This is a genomic window from Mucilaginibacter puniceus (assembly GCF_054783175.1).
In genome coordinates, this window is record NZ_BAAGRB010000003.1 from 191,545 (window position 1) to 207,929 (window position 16,385).

At 39.8% G+C, this 16,385-nt stretch carries 16 protein-coding genes and 1 tRNA gene; 8 read left to right on the forward strand and 9 right to left on the reverse strand.

The features are described 5' to 3' along the window. Window positions 1-38 precede the first annotated feature (38 nt). From ACYVJ6_RS14530 to ACYVJ6_RS14550, 5 genes are all read right to left on the reverse strand, one after another. Window positions 39-1,403 carry an ATP-binding protein gene (locus ACYVJ6_RS14530; protein WP_460694817.1) on the reverse strand — a complete coding sequence of 455 codons (1,365 nt, stop codon included), beginning with the start codon at window positions 1,401-1,403 and terminating at the stop codon, window positions 39-41. Beyond that, window positions 1,400-2,077 (reverse strand): response regulator transcription factor, encoded by a 678-nt coding sequence (locus ACYVJ6_RS14535; protein WP_460694818.1) that lies wholly within the window; start codon window positions 2,075-2,077, stop codon window positions 1,400-1,402. Before ACYVJ6_RS14535 ends, ACYVJ6_RS14530 begins: the two co-directional genes overlap by 4 nt. A 184-nt stretch (window positions 2,078-2,261) precedes the next feature. Next, window positions 2,262-3,791 (reverse strand): ammonium transporter, encoded by a 1,530-nt coding sequence (locus ACYVJ6_RS14540; protein ID WP_460694819.1) that lies wholly within the window; start codon window positions 3,789-3,791, stop codon window positions 2,262-2,264. A 668-nt stretch (window positions 3,792-4,459) separates the two neighbouring features. Next, window positions 4,460-6,013, reverse strand: coding sequence for a GNAT family N-acetyltransferase (locus ACYVJ6_RS14545; protein ID WP_460694820.1), 1,554 nt, complete (start codon window positions 6,011-6,013; stop codon window positions 4,460-4,462). A gap of 78 nt (window positions 6,014-6,091) precedes the next feature. Beyond that, a complete protein-coding gene (locus tag ACYVJ6_RS14550) occupies window positions 6,092-6,883 on the reverse strand; it encodes a M90 family metallopeptidase (protein WP_460694821.1) in 792 nt (263 codons plus the stop codon). Between the two features lie 123 nt (window positions 6,884-7,006). On the opposite strand from ACYVJ6_RS14550, the gene ACYVJ6_RS14555 reads away from it, so the two are divergent. Both ACYVJ6_RS14555 and ACYVJ6_RS14560 read left to right on the forward strand, forming a co-directional pair. Further along, window positions 7,007-7,687: a hypothetical protein gene (locus tag ACYVJ6_RS14555; RefSeq protein WP_460694822.1), complete on the forward strand. Its 681-nt coding sequence runs from the start codon at window positions 7,007-7,009 to the stop codon at window positions 7,685-7,687. 98 nt (window positions 7,688-7,785) lie between these two features. Beyond that, window positions 7,786-8,172 carry a hypothetical protein gene (locus tag ACYVJ6_RS14560; protein ID WP_460694823.1) on the forward strand — a complete coding sequence of 129 codons (387 nt, stop codon included), beginning with the start codon at window positions 7,786-7,788 and terminating at the stop codon, window positions 8,170-8,172. 93 nt (window positions 8,173-8,265) lie between these two features. Here the strand turns inward: ACYVJ6_RS14560 and ACYVJ6_RS14565 are convergent, their stop codons facing one another. From ACYVJ6_RS14565 to ACYVJ6_RS14575, 3 genes are read right to left on the reverse strand one after another with little or no spacing between them, the layout of a single operon-like run. After that, complete coding sequence (locus ACYVJ6_RS14565) at window positions 8,266-9,063, reverse strand: succinate dehydrogenase/fumarate reductase iron-sulfur subunit (RefSeq protein ID WP_460694824.1); 798 nt, start codon at window positions 9,061-9,063, stop codon at window positions 8,266-8,268. Between the two features lie 30 nt (window positions 9,064-9,093). Further along, window positions 9,094-11,028, reverse strand: a complete 1,935-nt coding sequence (locus tag ACYVJ6_RS14570) for a fumarate reductase/succinate dehydrogenase flavoprotein subunit (RefSeq protein ID WP_460694825.1) — start codon at window positions 11,026-11,028, stop codon at window positions 9,094-9,096. A 5-nt stretch (window positions 11,029-11,033) separates the two neighbouring features. After that, window positions 11,034-11,819: a succinate dehydrogenase cytochrome b subunit gene (locus ACYVJ6_RS14575; RefSeq protein ID WP_460694826.1), complete on the reverse strand. Its 786-nt coding sequence runs from the start codon at window positions 11,817-11,819 to the stop codon at window positions 11,034-11,036. 166 nt (window positions 11,820-11,985) lie between these two features. On the opposite strand from ACYVJ6_RS14575, the gene ACYVJ6_RS14580 reads away from it, so the two are divergent. Beyond that, on the forward strand, window positions 11,986-13,113 hold the full coding sequence (locus ACYVJ6_RS14580; protein ID WP_460694827.1) for a peroxiredoxin family protein: 1,128 nt from the start codon (window positions 11,986-11,988) through the stop codon (window positions 13,111-13,113). Here ACYVJ6_RS14580 and pdeM read toward each other — a convergent pair. Continuing rightward, window positions 13,110-13,775, reverse strand: a complete 666-nt coding sequence (gene pdeM / locus ACYVJ6_RS14585; protein WP_460694828.1) for a ligase-associated DNA damage response endonuclease PdeM — start codon at window positions 13,773-13,775, stop codon at window positions 13,110-13,112. The genes ACYVJ6_RS14580 and pdeM overlap by 4 nt on opposite strands. 353 nt (window positions 13,776-14,128) lie before the next feature. Here pdeM and ACYVJ6_RS14590 point away from each other — a divergent pair, with 353 nt between their 5' ends. The 5 genes from ACYVJ6_RS14590 to ACYVJ6_RS14610 all read left to right on the forward strand — a co-directional run bounded on the left by ACYVJ6_RS14590 (window position 14,129) and on the right by ACYVJ6_RS14610 (window position 16,370). Next, window positions 14,129-14,362, forward strand: coding sequence for a hypothetical protein (locus tag ACYVJ6_RS14590; RefSeq protein ID WP_460694829.1), 234 nt, complete (start codon window positions 14,129-14,131; stop codon window positions 14,360-14,362). 160 nt (window positions 14,363-14,522) lie between these two features. Beyond that, a tRNA-Val gene (locus ACYVJ6_RS14595) sits at window positions 14,523-14,597 on the forward strand. A 46-nt stretch (window positions 14,598-14,643) separates the two neighbouring features. Continuing rightward, on the forward strand, window positions 14,644-14,886 hold the full coding sequence (locus tag ACYVJ6_RS14600; RefSeq protein ID WP_460694830.1) for a GIY-YIG nuclease family protein: 243 nt from the start codon (window positions 14,644-14,646) through the stop codon (window positions 14,884-14,886). Between the two features lie 132 nt (window positions 14,887-15,018). Further along, the gene (locus ACYVJ6_RS14605; RefSeq protein WP_460694831.1) at window positions 15,019-15,453 is read left to right on the forward strand and encodes a DUF3830 family protein; all 435 of its coding nucleotides are present in this window, start codon (window positions 15,019-15,021) and stop codon (window positions 15,451-15,453) included. Between the two features lie 164 nt (window positions 15,454-15,617). Further along, window positions 15,618-16,370 carry a hypothetical protein gene (locus ACYVJ6_RS14610; RefSeq protein ID WP_460694832.1) on the forward strand — a complete coding sequence of 251 codons (753 nt, stop codon included), beginning with the start codon at window positions 15,618-15,620 and terminating at the stop codon, window positions 16,368-16,370. Window positions 16,371-16,385 lie beyond the last annotated feature (15 nt).

Consider the following 16,385-nt stretch of genomic DNA (forward strand, 5'->3'; position numbering starts at 1 on the left):
AACCGACTATTTTATCGCAACATGTATTACTTGCACCCTTAAACCGGGAATGTTACAATTAGCTGGTTGGTATTTTTATCAATTATGTTAAATACCACTTGTGATTTATGATAGTCAAGCACACGCTTTACTATGCTTAATCCAACGCCACTACCCTGTGTTTGAGCCGCGTTACTTCCTCTTGTAAAAGTGGTAAATAACGTGGCTGTATCATCTACTTCAGGGGTGCTGCCTGTATTGGTTATAAATAACTGTATTTGTTGTTCCTGTTGTCGTATCAGGCACTCAAATAATTGATTATCTGAATATATGTAAGCGTTTTTAAATAGATTTAACAGGGCTATTTTTAATAAGGTTTCGTCTCCTGATATTTCAAGTTCGGTTTCTTTTGATGTGGTGTTTTCAATTTCAAACTTTAATTTAAAATCAGGATATATTTTTACCAATGCCGCGGCAGTACTAAAAACAAGTTCGTCCAATCGTAGTTTTTCAAAAGAAAAATTATGCTCCCTGTTATTAATATCTGCAAGCAAAACCAGCGAACTGATAACATCCGAAAGCTTAAAAGCATCGTCAAAAATGCTTTTTAAATTGGCTTTTATCTGCAGATCAACCCCTTCCCGATGCAACAAATTTTCCAGTTGGGCAGTTATTCGTGCAACCGGCGTACGTAGTTCATGCGATGCATTTCCGGTAAATTCCTTTTGACGGTTGTAGGCATTGTCAATCCTGTCCATCATTTGATTAAAAGAGCCTGCCAGGGCATTTATTTCATCTTCCCCACCTGCTGTAGCCAATCGTATTTTTAAATTACTATCCGTTATCTCCTGAATATTTTTCCTGAAATTATCTAATGGCTCAAGCGCTTTTTTACTTAAACTAAATGATAGTACCCATACCACTATAGTTCCTGCTACAAATACTATTAATAAAATATATTTTAAGCTGGTTAGCTTACTATTGTCATAAGTTTTATCTGCAGAAATCAGTATGTAATATGGTTCGTTATCAATAATATTATATAAGCCTAACACTACGTATTGATCTTCCTTTTTAAATACTTGACGGTCTTTTTTTAAACGCCCAAATTCAGCGTTCGTCCATTGTATGGTAGGTGTATCTGTGCTGCTATAAATTAATTTTTTATTGGCGTTATAAATTTGGGCCTTTTCATAATACAGTTTATTAAAGCTGTTCTTGTCAATGATCTTTTGCATATCATAGTCAATCTCTTTAACCTGTATAAGCAACCTTGCTGTTGTTTGCGCCTTTTCTGTTAATTCTTCTATTAATTCTGTTTGCCTTAAGCCGGCAAATACATAATATATAGTTAGCATAACCGTAGCCAAAACCACAGAAAAAAGGCAACTGAAAATAAAAGAAAAGCGCTGTTTTAAATTCATTTGAGGTAATATCCAAATCCGGCGCGGGTGTGTACCAGTGCCCTTTGGTGGCCTTTGTCTATTTTATTACGTAAATAGTTTATGTATACTTCAATGGTGTTAGTGCCTGTTTCAAAATTTATTCCCCAAACTTTAACAGCTATGGTTTGCTTTGAAACGGGCTTTCCCTCCTCGGTTGCCAGTAATTCAATTAGTTTGTATTCTTTGGGGGTAAGTGCAATTTCTTTGCCGGCACGAATCACCCTCATATCTTCGGTATATATTACCAGGTCATCAACCGTAATAATGCGCCTGCTTTTTTCAGGGCCCGGATAGCCCCTTCTAAGCAATGCTTTTATACGTATCTCCAGTTCCTCCAAATGGAAAGGCTTTACCAGGTAATCATCTGCACCGCAATCAAACGCTATAACCTTGTTTTCTATGTCGCTATAAGCCGTTAGCATCAATATGGGCTTTGATTTATCGGTAAGCCGTATTTTTTTACATACCTCTATCCCGTTAAAAAGCGGCACATTAATATCCAGTATATACAGATGATAATTTTCTAATTGAAGCTGCTTAAAAAACAGCGCGCCATCATATACTACATCACATAAAAGCTCATGACTTTGCAAGAATATCTTTATTTCGTTGGATACCTTGTAGTCATCTTCTAAAAGCAGAATTTTATACATTGTAATGTGATGAATAAATATTAGTAAATTTAAACAATAAAGCCCCTACTTTTATCAAGCAGAGGCTCTCTGAGATGCGTAAAATCGTACCAAGGAAAAAAAGCTTCTCAAAGGTTTTTAAGATGTTTATCTTGTTTTAATATTACCGCTGCTTAAGCAAGCGGTAATATTAAAAGGCATCAAATTAATCAACGTATCCAACTACCCCCATTTCAGGCATATCCAAACCGGCCACTTCATCCTCAGTTTTAACCCTGATAGGTGTAATTTTATTGGATACTTTAAAGAATATGTACATTACTACAAATACAAACACAAAGCAGGTTAATACGCCTATGCATTGCGCGCCCAACTGGCTGGCATCACCGTAAAAAGCACCTTTTACCGTACCTGTTACACCATTCCATCCGTCGCCGTATGAGCCATCGGCAAATAAACCTAACGCAATTACGCCCCATGCACCATTAACGCCATGTACCGCAAATGCACCAACCGGATCGTCAATTTTTAATTTGTAATCCATAATGTAAATGGTAAATACAACCAATAAACCGGCAATGGCACCAATTATTACTGATGAGATTGAGTTTACAAAAGCGCAAGGGGCAGTAATGGCAACCAAACCGGCTAACATGCCGTTTGCCAACATGCCCGGATCAGGTTTTTTACCTTGTATATAAAGTATGATCAATACGGCCAGTGTCCCGGCAGTACCGGCCATCATGGTATTTACAGCAACTATTGCTATGCGGAAATCGCCGCCGGCTAATGTTGAACCGGGGTTAAAACCAAACCAGCCCAAAGCAAGAATAAAAGTACCTAATAACGCCATTGGTATGTTATGGCCGGGGATGGTGTTAGGAGAGCCGTCGGCATTAAATTTGCCAATACGCGGACCAATAACAATAGCACCTGCCAAAGCAGCAGCACCACCTACTAAATGCACCACAGACGAACCTGCAAAATCAACCACACCATGACCTAAACCAAAGTTAGCGCCTAACTGTGATAACCAGCCACCGCCCCAAACCCAATTACCATATAATGGGTAAACAAACATGGAAATAAAGAATCCAAATATCAGGAATGATTTAAATGACCATCTTTCGGCCATTGAACCGGTAGGTATAGTGGCGGTAGTATCCATAAATACCATTTGAAACAGGAATAAAGTAAATACGCCTACATCATAAACATCGCTGTTTAAGAAGAACCCTACCGAACCTGCTAAACCAAAATCATGGCCAAACATATGTACAATATATTCGTGGCTTGCTACACCGGGAGCACCACCAATTGTTGCCATATTTAACGCCCCGCCAAACATAAAAGCAAAACCGCAAACCCAAAACCCAAACATACCAACCGCATATACCATAAAATTCATTCCCATGGTGTGGGCCACGTTTTTCTTTTGTGTAAAACCGGTTTCAACCAATGCAAAACCTGCCTGCATAAACATAACCAGGAAACCGGCAAGCAGTGTCCACATAATGTTAATGGCTATTTTGTTGTGACCAACCGCATCGCCAATTTCGCCCATTGTAGGTGCACCGGCCTTAGCAGCAGTTACATCGCTAATGGTTCCGGTTTTTGCCCCGGTTGGGTCTTGTGCCAATGATCGCAATGGCTCAAACAACACCAGTGCCGTTAATAAAATCATACCTAACACCAGGTATGAAGGGATTTTTTTGTGTAAAATTTTGATCTTCATGTTGATTTGGATAAGTGAGTTATAAATTTTGATTTTTAAGATTATTATTGAGTAAATAACTTTCCTTTTTTAATTTACAATCCAAAACTACCCATACGAAGAGATAAAAAGATTAAAAAAACCTTAGAATTTGATTAATACATCAAATTTTTATCGATTTAAATAATAATTTCACAATTAAATTTCATTTTTTGTATAAAATATACAATAAAATACACCAAAACGATCTAAAATGCGCATTTTAAATAAAAAACTTATCCTAAATAGAATTTATTTTATAAATAATTTAATAAACATTACCAATTTCATTAAATATCTCCCCATTTAGATAAAATTTTTATTGTTTAATGCAATTATGGCATTTTTTGAACCCAATTAATATAATTGCACCAATGGAAGCTGAATCACAGAGGATATAGCGTTTATTAATCGTTGTGATGGTGCCTATGAAATAAACTGAAAAACACTGACAAATTACCGCCACCATTCTTCAATTTATAAATCCCGACATTTGATGGTACCGCAGGTTTGGATGGATATTCAAATGCTTTAAAGGTTGCCTGCGCGATAAGTTTTTGAAATTTTAAATTTTAACCCCCGCTATTCGAAGCCTCTGACTTCGAACTAATAGGCTGCATTTTGCAACTACAGTAACCTGCTGAACGATTTTATTTTTTGCTCTTATTAATGATCTTATAAATATCCAATCTCCTGTCTTTAAGGTTGCGTACGGCACCAAAGCTGTGCAGTTCTTTTAGCAGATCCAGATCAACATCGGCAATTAAGGTGGTTTCGGTATTGGGAGTGGCTTCCGCTTTTATGCCGTTAGTTGGAAATGAAAAATCTGAAGGTGTAAATACCGCGGATTGCGCGTACTGAATATCCATGTTGTGTACTTTGGGCAGGTTGCCCACGCTGCCGGCTATGGCTACATAGCATTCGTTTTCAATGGCCCTGGCCTGTGCACAGCTACGCACCCTGGTATAGCCATTTTGCGTATCGGTCATGAAAGGTACAAACAAAATGGACATACCCTGCTCGGCCAATAAACGTGGTAATTCGGGGAACTCTACATCGTAACATATCAGGATGCCTATCTTGCCGCAATCCGTATCAAAAGTGGTAATTTGATCGCCCCCCGTCATACCCCAGTCGCTTTGTTCGGCAGGTGTTAAGTGAATTTTGCGGTACATTTCAAAGCTGCCATCGCGCCGGCAAAGGTAGCCTATGTTTTGCAGCACTCCGTCCTCTAAAAACGGCATACTGCCGGTAATGATGTTAATATTATAACTAATGGCGTACTCTATAAATTTATCCCTAAGTGGTACAGTGTACTTGGCAATTTCGCGAATGGCCCCGGCGCCACTCATGTGGTTATAGGCCGTCATTAATGGGGCGTTAAACAACTCGGGGAACAAAACAAAATCGCTTTGATAATCGCTTATTACATCAACAAAAAATTCAATTTGCTCGCATAACGATTCCATACTTTCAAACGGACGCATTTGCCATTGTACTAACCCAATGCGTACAACGGATTTATTGGAATTGATGTGTGTGGCTTCTTCATTATAATATATATTGTTCCACTCCAAAAGCGAAGCATATTCCAACGATTGTGTATCTCCGGGCAAATAGCCTTTTAATATCTTCCTTACGTGAAAATCATTAGATAATTGAAAAGATAGGGTAGGGTCATGAATTTCTTTACCTTTTACTTTTTCCAGGTAGGCTTTAGGGGTTAGCCGGTCCGCATAATCTTTATATTTTGGTATGCGCCCCCCGGCAATAATTGCCCTCAGGTTATGCCGTTCACAAATTTCTTTACGGGCATCATATAATCTTCTTCCAATTCGCATCCCACGATGATCCGGGTGCACAAAAAAGTCAATACCATAAAGCACATCGCCATCCTCGTCATGGGTATTGAAGGTATAATTGCCGGTGATTTGTGTATAAGTATGATTGTCGCCAAATTTGTCATAATCAACTATTAATGATAAGGCACAACCCGCAATGGCGCCGTTTACCAGGATACATATCTGCCCTTCAGGAAATATTTTAACCAGTTTGGTGATGTGCGTTTCATCCCAATAGGATGCGCCTTCCCACTCAGCATAAGCTTCAATCATTGATGATTTTAAACCCAAATAATCATCCTTGGTAAGCGTGCGTAATTCTATAATATGGTCTTCGTTCTTTGTTTCTTTTTCCGGCTTCATAGTATATCAACAAATTTTTAAGAGCGATGTTCTGAGTTTCAGATCAGTCGTTATGGAAGTGTCTTAGTAAAAATACAATTAAATTGCAGGCTCTTGCTTAAATATCTGGCTTAATTGCTCGTATAACTCCGGGTGTTTTTCCTGGAATTTTTCGGGCTTTTCAAAAAAGTATTCGGCCGCTACGGCAAAAAATTCGGCTTCGTTGGTGAGGGCGTAGGGGTTAATATCCGAATGGCCCTCTTGTATGCGGTGCATTTCGCGGTGCATCAGGCTTAACCAGGGTTGGGCATAGTCGGGTGGTACCAAATGTTCCGGCACGCCATCGGTAGCCCCGTCAGCGCCATCCAGCAGGTGCACAAACTCATGTATAGCTACATTGCTTTTACCAGATTCAGAAGAAAATCCTTTCATTAAAGCTGATCGTGATAGTAACATTTGCCCGGTAAGGTGCCTGTTACCCACCATCCCAAAAAAACCGCGGTTCTCGCCCTCATATTGGTATTCCTCGTTAAACGCATCGGGGTATAGTATTACATTGGTAAGGTTGTTGTATTGCCAGTCGCCCAGACCAAAAATGGGTATAATGGCGCTGCTGGCTATCAATACGCGGTCAAGGTCGGTAATTTCAGTTCCCACTCCCTCAATGTTGGTGTTTTGCAAAAACCGATTTACCTGCGCTTCAAAACGCTTGCGAGCCTTTTTATCCAGGTTATGGTAATAATCTACGTGGGCGTCTAACAATAGGCGGTAGGCGGCATTAACATCCACCTCGTCAACAACAACAGGTGCGACAGCGGTTGGCTTTACAGGTTTACGAAACAGGTACCAGGCCAGTAAAACAATCAGTATAGCACAAACTACAAAATACATAGGGTTTGGATTAGTGTAGTAATATAAGAGTAAATGGGGCAAAATGTTCTTAGGATTTGGAAGCTACTTGCATTTATTAAATAAAATAAATAGTTTTAGTAACCAAATCTCATCACTATTTTCATGAAAAACCTATACGTATTACTTGTTACTTTATTAATATTAACTTCCTGTACAGTAACCAAGCCTTTAACATCATCAGTTAGTGTTGCTGACGTAACTGATATACAGCTTTTTGAACCTGTATCTATGATTTCATTGATTGAAACCGGCAATAAAGGCAAATACAATGATTCTACTTCGCAGATTTCAAAAGCATTACTTACTACTACTTTAAAGTCCTTTCCTCAAAACATACCTATTACCGGCGAAATAACATCGACAGATAACGCAGTCAAAATAAAGCTGACAAATGATATAGAATATTTGTGTGGATCGGCCGATAAAGAAAAGAGTATAAGCAATTTAAAAATCACACCTACTCTTGATTCGTTGCTAGAAGCCACGGGTAAACGCTTTGGGCTTATCGCTGTATCCACTGGTTTTACCCGTCGTAAAGGCAATTATGGCGGGCAAATTGCTAAAGGTATCCTTACAGGTGTATTAACTATGGGTATGTATTATACAACGCCTGTAAAATCATATTCGACGGTATACGTAATGATAGTTGATGCCAAAGAAAACAATATCGCTTTTTTCAGAAAATCATTCCTGCAGGATAAGGACCCATTGGACGAAGGCGTGTTGAGTAAACAGGTCCAAAAAGCATTTGAAGGTTATTTCTGGGCAGCGGGAAGTATGTAAATTTTATGGGATATCACAAAGGTCTTTTATGTTTTTTTACATTACTGCAAGGCAATCTATTATTTGCCCAACATATCCCGTTTGAAAAAGGATATTGGATGCCTGAAAAATTCGTCAAAGAATGGAAAAGTAACAAAAATCATAATTTACAAACAAATCAAATACTCAAAGCTGCGTTAAAACCAATTGAACTGATTTATGTAGGTAAAAACGAAATAAAAGTTCACGGCTATAGAGGTAAATATACAAGCGGATATAGAAGTATAAATAAAGAATCAGTTGAATTAATAAGTGTAATGATCAATTTTGCAGCAAATGGGAAGATCAACTCGGATAAAAGTCTTTCAAAATATCGAGAGGATGTAAGATATTTTTTGCATCATCATGACCCCAACACCATGTATTTGATTGTCAAAAGTAAATTATCATTGGATACCATATCATTTACCCAAGTGCCTAAACCCTTAATAAATATAGGCGGGTAAAATACCCCTAGATAAACCACCAATCGCAATAAAAAAAGGCCCGAGAGAAAACTCCCCGGGCCTGATTCCAATTGTTCTTTATTTCGAAAGATCTTATTCGCCGCCGCTGGTGCCGTGGTCGTGCACTTTTTCCTCGCGGAAAAGTTTGGCACTAAAAAAGTCGTTATTCATGCGCGATATGTTCATCAGGCTGATCTCTTTAGGGCATTCTGCTTCGCAGGCACCGGTATTGGTACAGTTACCAAAGCCTTCTTCGTCCATTTGGGCAACCATGGCTTGTACACGGCTCCAACGCTCGGGCTGACCCTGCGGCAACATACCTAATTGCGATACTTTAGCCGATACAAACAACATAGCCGAAGCATTTTTACAAGCCGCAACACAAGCACCGCAACCAATACAGGTGGCAGAGTTGAAAGCCTCATCAGCAATTACTTTTGGTATTGGGGTGCTGTTAGCATCGGGCACGCCACCGGTATTTACCGATACGAAACCACCTGATTGCTGTATACGGTCAAACGCCGAACGATCAACCGCCAGGTCCTTTATAACCGGGAATGCACCCGCGCGCCAAGGCTCAATAGTAATGGTCTCGCCATCGTTAAAGCTGCGCATGTGCAACTGGCAGGTAGTAATGGCGCGTTTTGGTCCGTGCGGGCGGCCATTAATATATAATGAACACATACCGCAAATACCCTCGCGGCAATCATGGTCAAAATGTATTGGCTCGTCGCCTTTATGGATTAAAGTTTCATTTACTACGTCAAGCATTTCCAAAAATGACATATCAGGCGAAATATTATTTGCCGGATAACTTACCATTTTACCGCTGCTATTTGCGTCTTTTTGTCTCCACACCTTAAGTGTAAGATTCATATTTCCGTCGCTCATCTTTCTTTATTTTGAGATGTGTGATTTTAATTATTTATAACTACGCTGAGACGGATGAACAAATTCAAAGTTCAACGCTTCTTTATGTAATTCTTCCGGTTGATTATCGCCTTTATACTCCCATGCGCCCACGAACGAGAAGTTTGCATCGTCACGCATAGCTTCACCTTCCGGAGTTTGTGATTCCAAACGGAAGTGGCCGCCGCATGATTCGGCACGCATTAAAGCATCATCAACCATTAATTCCCCAAGTTCTAAAAAGTCAGCCACACGGCCGGCTCTTTCTAAACAGGCGTTAACCTCTTCGTTTTGGCCAACTACAATAGCGTTTTTCCAGAAATCGGCACGTAACTCCTGTATCATACCTTTTGCCTTAGTTAACCCTTCGGCAGTACGGGCCATACCGCAATATTCCCACATAATGTGGCCCAAATCGCGGTGATATTCGTTAACGGTTTTGGTTCCCTTTAGCGACAATAATTTGTTTACACGATCCACAACCTCTTGTTTGGTTTGCGCAAACGCCGGGTGGTTTGTATCTACCGGTTTTGGGCCAATGGTAGCCAGGTAATCGCCTAAAGTGTACGGTATTACAAAGTAACCATCAGATAAACCCTGCATTAATGCAGATGCACCTAAACGGTTTGCACCGTGGTCGCTAAAGTTACACTCGCCCAACGCATATAGCCCCGGCACATTGGTACTTAAATTATAATCAACCCAAAGGCCACCCATGGTATAGTGTACCGCAGGGTAAATACGCATTGGTTGGGTGTAAGGGTCCTCGTTGGTAATTTGATAGTACATATCAAACAGGTTACCATATTTAGCCGATACAGCATCTTTGCCTAAGCGTTTAATAGCATCAGCAAAATCAAGGAACACGGCAATGCCCGATCCGCCTACACCGCGGCCATCATCAACCATTTCCTTAGCGTTACGTGAAGCCACGTCGCGCGGAACAAGGTTACCAAATGATGGATATTTTCTTTCCAGGAAGTAATCGCGGTCCTCTTCGGCCACTTGCGCGGCTGTTATTTGTTTGGTGCGCAACTTCTCGGCAGTTTCCTGTGTTTTTGGTGCCCAAACACGTCCGTCGTTACGTAACGACTCAGACATCAATGTTAGTTTTGATTGATGATCGCCACTTACCGGGATACAAGTTGGGTGAATTTGTGTATAGCAAGGGTTAGCAAATAATGCCCCTCTTTTATGCGCTCTCCACGCAGCAGTAACGTTTGAGCCAATAGCATTGGTTGACAAGTAAAATACATTACCATAACCACCGGTACATAATAATACCGCGTGTCCGCTATGGGTTTCAATGTTACCGTTTATCAGGTTACGGGTTACAATACCTTTGGTATGGCCGTCAATATTAACCACGTCCAGCATTTCGGTACGGGTATACATTTTAACTTTGCCCAGGTGTATTTGGCGGTTTAAAGCCGAATAAGCACCTAATAATAATTGTTGCCCTGTTTGGCCACGTGCATAAAACGTACGTGATACCTGTGAACCACCGAATGAACGGTTATCCAGCAAACCACCGTACTCGCGGGCAAAAGGTACACCCTGCGCCACACACTGGTCAATAATATTTACTGATACTTCGGCTAAGCGATAAACGTTGCCTTCGCGGGCACGGTAATCGCCACCTTTAATGGTATCATAAAACAAGCGATAAACGCTATCGCCATCATTTTGATAATTTTTGGCCGCATTAATACCACCTTGCGCAGCAATGGAGTGCGCACGGCGCGGGCTATCCTGGAAACAAAATGCCTTAACATTATAACCTAACTCGGCCAATGATGCCGCGGCTGATGCGCCAGCCAAACCTGTACCTACAACTATTATATCGTACTTACGTTTGTTGGCCGGGTTAACCAGCTTTAAGTTAAATTTATGCTTGCTCCATTTTTCGGCTAATGGGCCCTGCGGAATTTTAGCATCTAAATTCATATATACTATTTAGCTAAACTCTTTAAATAATAAACTATCGGCATCAGGGCAAAACCTAATGGAATGATCACCCCAAAAAACCAGGTGCCAATAAACTTAACAATAGGGGTGTATTTGCGGTGGCGCCATCCCAATGTTTGGAAAGCACTTTGAAAACCATGCAATAAGTGAAAGGCAACCGCGCCCATGGCAATAACATAAATTGCATCATACCATAACAGGCCAAAGCTTTCTTGCACTTTTGCATGCAGATCTTTAACCCTTACAATCTCTATATCACCTTCGCTGGTAGCTGAGTGTTCAAAAGCAGGATCAGCAGGAACAAAATCAGCTACTGTAGTTTCGTTAGTTAATACATTGGTGCGGTACTCTTTATAGCCTACAGTATGGGTAAATTTGTATTTATACCAAAAATCGCCCATGTGTATCACAATAAACAATAAAAGTATAGAACCCAGCAACCCCATGTTTTTTGATGACCATGAAGCAGGCGCGTCATTATGTGCAGCATAAGCTACGGGGCGAGCTTTTTTATTGTTAATAGTTAAAATTAGCGCATATAAAGCATGCACTATGATAGACAGGTACAGAATATATGCTATTACTTCAATAGGCGGAAAGTGCGTTAAGAAGTTGGCATATAGGTTAAAGCTGTATCCTTGGTCGTCACAAAACAACAGGAGGTTACCACCTAAGTGTACAATTAAAAACGTACACAAAAACAACCCTGTTAAAGCCATTATAAGCTTTTTGCCCAGCGATGAGTTAAAGGTTTGTTTGATTTCGCTCATTATAATGTAAAAATTTATTTTGGCAAAAGTATTTATTAAATGCCAAAAGATAGAAATGGAAACGGCTTATTATGGCCCAAATAGTTATTTAGAAACAATCTAAAATGGATAAATTATGATTTAAATAATATAACTATTAAATTAGTGCACCAATAACCTAAACCACATGAAATACTTCTATTTTGTTTTATTAGCATTTATACTATCAGGCTGCGAATACAGGAACATTGAAATTACCGGAACAGCCCCCGGCATGGATGGCGCAACAATTATCATAGGAGCTCCAGGTAAAACACTCTTCGGCGAAAATATACAAAACGGCAAATTTCATGTGGGCCAGCAATTATTAGAGCACCCCGGGTATTATAATTTAAGTATAAGTACGCCCGGTAAAATGCCCCATGCATTTGAAGTTTACCTTGAACCGGGCAAATATGATATTGCTATATCAGATAAAAACCCAGGTCGATATCCAAAAATCAAATCACCATCAGCAATACAAAATGGTTTATCAGCTTATCACTTAATTAGAGATAGTTTAGACGGTTATGCAAATAGCCAGTACCGTATGTGGCTAAAAAAACTGGATGACCCTATGGCCAGTACATGGCCGCAAAAGGTTTATGACAACGTATTAAACAATGTAAATTCATGGCGAGACAGCGTTGACAATACGCAGCTAACTATATTTAAAACCTTAGTAAAAAAACAACCGGACAACCCGGCAATTCCGCATATTTTAAATAAATTAAGCATCACCAAAAACCCATTAGCATTTTATAAAGCCTTTGGAGAGGTTAGTTCAAGCGTGAGAAACTCTCCGGAAGGAAAAACTATCGGCGAAAGATTAAATATTTATGCAAAATTGGTTACGGGAGCCATTGCACCTGAAATAGAAGGCCTAACCCCTGATGGTAAAAAAATAAACATTAAGGCCCTGCATCAAAAAGCGGTAATAATAGCGTTCTGGCGATCGGGGTGGTCTATTATAAAAGATGACCAGTTTGCAATAGTTAACACATTAATACCATCGCTGAAAGGCAAAGCAGTTTCTGTTATAGGAGTATCTTTTGATACTGACAGAAGCAAATGGTTGGAAACTATAAAAGAACGGGGATTAAATTTCACACAGATATCAGATCTTAAAGGTGACGATTCGCCAAATGCGAAAAATTGGAATACAACAGTACTGCCCAATTATTTTATATTGGACGGCGAAGGAAAAATATTGTATAAGGATCTCTCGTACGCCGCTTTAACACTTTCTATTGAAGAGTATTTAGCCAAACATTAATCAATAGCTATAACCTTATCTTTTACTACCGCAAAAATGCGGTCGGTTTGGCTGTTGCAAATAGATATCCGCCCGGTAAATTTCCCGAATGACGGCAAAATAGCCTGCTTATCGCCAAAGGCAAAGCATGATAAAGTAAGCGCCTGCCTGCCCTTACCCACCAAACTTATCCCCGGGTGGATGTGGCCGCAAAATGCATAGGCCGGGCCTTGTTCTATTTGTTGTGGTGTTAAAGGATGGTGCAACATTAAAAAGGGCCCTACCAAAAGCTCAGGGTATATGGAAATATTAAGTTCGCGATAGTGACGCTCATCAATAATATCATGGTTGCCTTTAATTAATATCATTTCCAGTTTGGGAAATTGCTGCCGCCATAGCTTAAACCATTCCCAATCGGCATTCATATCGCTGTGAAAAAGGTCACCCAAAAAAATAATTTTTTCGGGTTTATATTCAGCTATCAGGTCAGATAATCCGGCCAAATCGTCCTGCTCCATATCCAGGGGTACAGCAATACCCGCTTTACGAAAATGGCCAACCTTGCCCAGGTGCACATCTGCCGCAATTAACGCTTTGTGCTGCTGCCAGTAAATAGCTTTTTGTGGTAATAGTAAAAGATCTTGATTTAATAACTTAAAAGGAAGGCCGGCACCCATTGTCATGCCGCAAAGATAAAAAATAAAAAAGGGCCGAAATACTCTCGCAGTTTTTCGACCCTACATCTACCTATGAAAAACACCCCTTTAGAAAGGGTAATTATGTTTTTATTAAGTCAAACGAAATGCCAATTCGTAATTACGCTTAAAAAGGGCATCGGCCTGAACTATTGGGTAATTAGGCTATTATATTTGTGGAAACAATTCCCATTTTGAGGCATTAATTTGCACAGGTAATAAAATTATGAAACCATAAGCTAATAGTGTTGTTTACAACATATATGGACCACAATGTATATCTATTAGTAACAGACCCGCACAACCCCTGCAGAGATGTAATACACTCGCGGGACACGGGTTTGAAAATTAAAGTATTTTGCCTGGATAAGGAGCGTTTTAGCCCCAACAGTAACGAAATACAACTATACGGATATGCCCATTCAAAACTATACGCTTTTGAAACTATTGATATAAAAGCCGAAGACGCGCTTGATGTGGTAGGCGCGATACAATGGTATGCCGACTATATTGAATACCCCGAAATGGAAATTTTACCAGAAGACCCCCGCCCGGGTCAAAATTTGGCGGTTTAATAACCTGATATTTTAAGCAGTCGCAATTTTTTCATATTTATTTTGATGAGTTGTTGCATAATTCTATATTTGCAATCCCAAAACGAAGGGAGTTTAGCTCAGCTGGTTCAGAGCATTCCGATTTAAATCGGAAGAATCACTGGCTGAGAGAAATAAAAAAGGGAGTTTAGCTCAGCTGGTTCAGAGCATCTGCCTTACAAGCAGAGGGTCACTGGTTCGAACCCAGTAACTCCCACACAAAGCCTGATAGAAATATCAGGCTTTTTTGTTTACTTTTAAGTATGTATTGCACATATATACTTTATTCAGCTACCAGAAATAAATACTATGTTGGGTCATGTGAAGACATAGCTCAACGAGTAATCAAACACAACACTAACCATTCAGGATTTACAGGCAAAACTGGAGACTGGATATTAAAATGGCATGAAAATTATCAACAAAAGAGTGATGCTCTTAAACGTGAAAAGCAGATTAAAAACTGGAAAAGCCGTAAAATGATTGATAAGCTTATTAATGAATAGCTGGTTCAGGGCATCCCGATTTTACATCGGGAGGGTCACTGGTTCGAACCCAGTAACTCCCACGTAAAGCCTGATAGAAATATCAGGCTTTTTTTGTTTTAGACTCTTGGCAAATCTTCTATATTTGTTTCTATGACCGGTTTTTTACTGCGCTCGGATAATGACTTGGTGATAAGGTTTAATTATTACACAGAAGAAGCCCCTCAAACTTGTGAGGCTTTTGCCGCGCTATTGCCTTTTAAACGCATTTTTTTTCATGCCAGGGTTTCAGGCCAAGAGATATGGATGGATAATGCTCCTGTTATGGATATTATACAGGAAAATGCTTCTGTTTTCACCGAGTTGGGCGAAGTTGTTTATGGTCCCTTGCGGCCTAAACGAACTAAGACATCCAATTGTATGGGGATTTATTATGGGGAAGGCAAGGGACTAGATTGCTGTAATATTTTTGCTTGTGTCTTTGATGAAGATAGGGCACTGTTGGCTTCACTTGGCAATGATATCTGGCAGCATGGTAAAAAAGAGCTTACGTTCGAACCCTTAGCGGCATCAACGCAAAATAAATAGGGGTCACTGGGTTTGAACCCAGTAACTCCCACATTATCGAAAGCCTTTAGATTAAGTTCTAAGGGCTTTTTTGTTTTATACATAGTAAGGTGTAATAAACTCAATAACCAGCTAAAACAAAAACCATCCTTGGTACTTATTACGTATACTATAAAAACACAACCATGAAAAAATTTATAAAACCATTGCTATTTGCCGTAGGCATTGTGATGACAGCTACTGTTACTAATGCGCAAAGCATGATGAGTAAAGATATCTCAGGAACCATGCAGCTACAGGGGATGTACCGCCAAAGTAAGCTGGGCCAGCTTAACGGCAATTTAAATGCTAATGGCATATCATCGTTACCTGATAATAATTACTGGCTAAACCTATCCATGAACCATATGCATAAAAGTTGGATAATGGAGGATGGTATTGGAGCCAGTTTTACTTCCACATCGGCACCCAACACGGTTAACGGAATATATGCCAAATACAACCAGTTTCAGGTTTATGGCCGTATGGGCTATAATGTGGTAAAGGACGAAAATATGCGCCTGTTCCCTTTTGCAGGCATCAACCTTTCAAACGCCATGTTACGTATACGTGATGACAGGCGCATGCAAAGCACTTCAGATTTTTCGGCTGAATTATTAAACTCCACCTCCAGCAAAACGCTTTGGAACCCTCGCTTTGGTTTAGAGTTTGGTGGCGGGTTTGATTATTTGATTGGAGTAAAGGATAAAAAAGTAGATAATTACACCATTCACCGTTATATTCCTATTGGTGTTAGGGTGGGCTACTACCTGCAAACATCTAACAGCAACTGGAAAGTTGATGACAATTACAATTTAAATAACGGGCCCAATAATAAACAAAGCAATATATTTATTAATATTAATATTGGCTTGGGTTATAAGGTCCAACGCCCTTAACTAAATTGAGATAAA

Excerpts from the sequence above, each read along its gene's own strand:
- ACYVJ6_RS14530 (WP_460694817.1), bottom strand. The coding sequence starts at position 1,403 with ATGAATTTAAAACAGCGCTTTTCTTTTATTTTCAGTTGCCTTTTTTCT.
- ACYVJ6_RS14535 (WP_460694818.1), bottom strand. The coding sequence starts at position 2,077 with ATGTATAAAATTCTGCTTTTAGAAGATGACTACAAGGTATCCAACGAA.
- ACYVJ6_RS14540 (WP_460694819.1), bottom strand. The coding sequence starts at position 3,791 with ATGAAGATCAAAATTTTACACAAAAAAATCCCTTCATACCTGGTGTTA.
- ACYVJ6_RS14545 (WP_460694820.1), bottom strand. The coding sequence starts at position 6,013 with ATGAAGCCGGAAAAAGAAACAAAGAACGAAGACCATATTATAGAATTA.
- ACYVJ6_RS14550 (WP_460694821.1), bottom strand. The coding sequence starts at position 6,883 with ATGTATTTTGTAGTTTGTGCTATACTGATTGTTTTACTGGCCTGGTAC.
- ACYVJ6_RS14555 (WP_460694822.1), top strand. The coding sequence starts at position 7,007 with ATGAAAAACCTATACGTATTACTTGTTACTTTATTAATATTAACTTCC.
- ACYVJ6_RS14560 (WP_460694823.1), top strand. The coding sequence starts at position 7,786 with ATGCCTGAAAAATTCGTCAAAGAATGGAAAAGTAACAAAAATCATAAT.
- ACYVJ6_RS14565 (WP_460694824.1), bottom strand. The coding sequence starts at position 9,063 with ATGAGCGACGGAAATATGAATCTTACACTTAAGGTGTGGAGACAAAAA.
- ACYVJ6_RS14570 (WP_460694825.1), bottom strand. The coding sequence starts at position 11,028 with ATGAATTTAGATGCTAAAATTCCGCAGGGCCCATTAGCCGAAAAATGG.
- ACYVJ6_RS14575 (WP_460694826.1), bottom strand. The coding sequence starts at position 11,819 with ATGAGCGAAATCAAACAAACCTTTAACTCATCGCTGGGCAAAAAGCTT.
- ACYVJ6_RS14580 (WP_460694827.1), top strand. The coding sequence starts at position 11,986 with ATGAAATACTTCTATTTTGTTTTATTAGCATTTATACTATCAGGCTGC.
- pdeM (WP_460694828.1), bottom strand. The coding sequence starts at position 13,775 with ATGACAATGGGTGCCGGCCTTCCTTTTAAGTTATTAAATCAAGATCTT.
- ACYVJ6_RS14600 (WP_460694830.1), top strand. The coding sequence starts at position 14,644 with ATGTATTGCACATATATACTTTATTCAGCTACCAGAAATAAATACTAT.
- ACYVJ6_RS14605 (WP_460694831.1), top strand. The coding sequence starts at position 15,019 with ATGACCGGTTTTTTACTGCGCTCGGATAATGACTTGGTGATAAGGTTT.
- ACYVJ6_RS14610 (WP_460694832.1), top strand. The coding sequence starts at position 15,618 with ATGAAAAAATTTATAAAACCATTGCTATTTGCCGTAGGCATTGTGATG.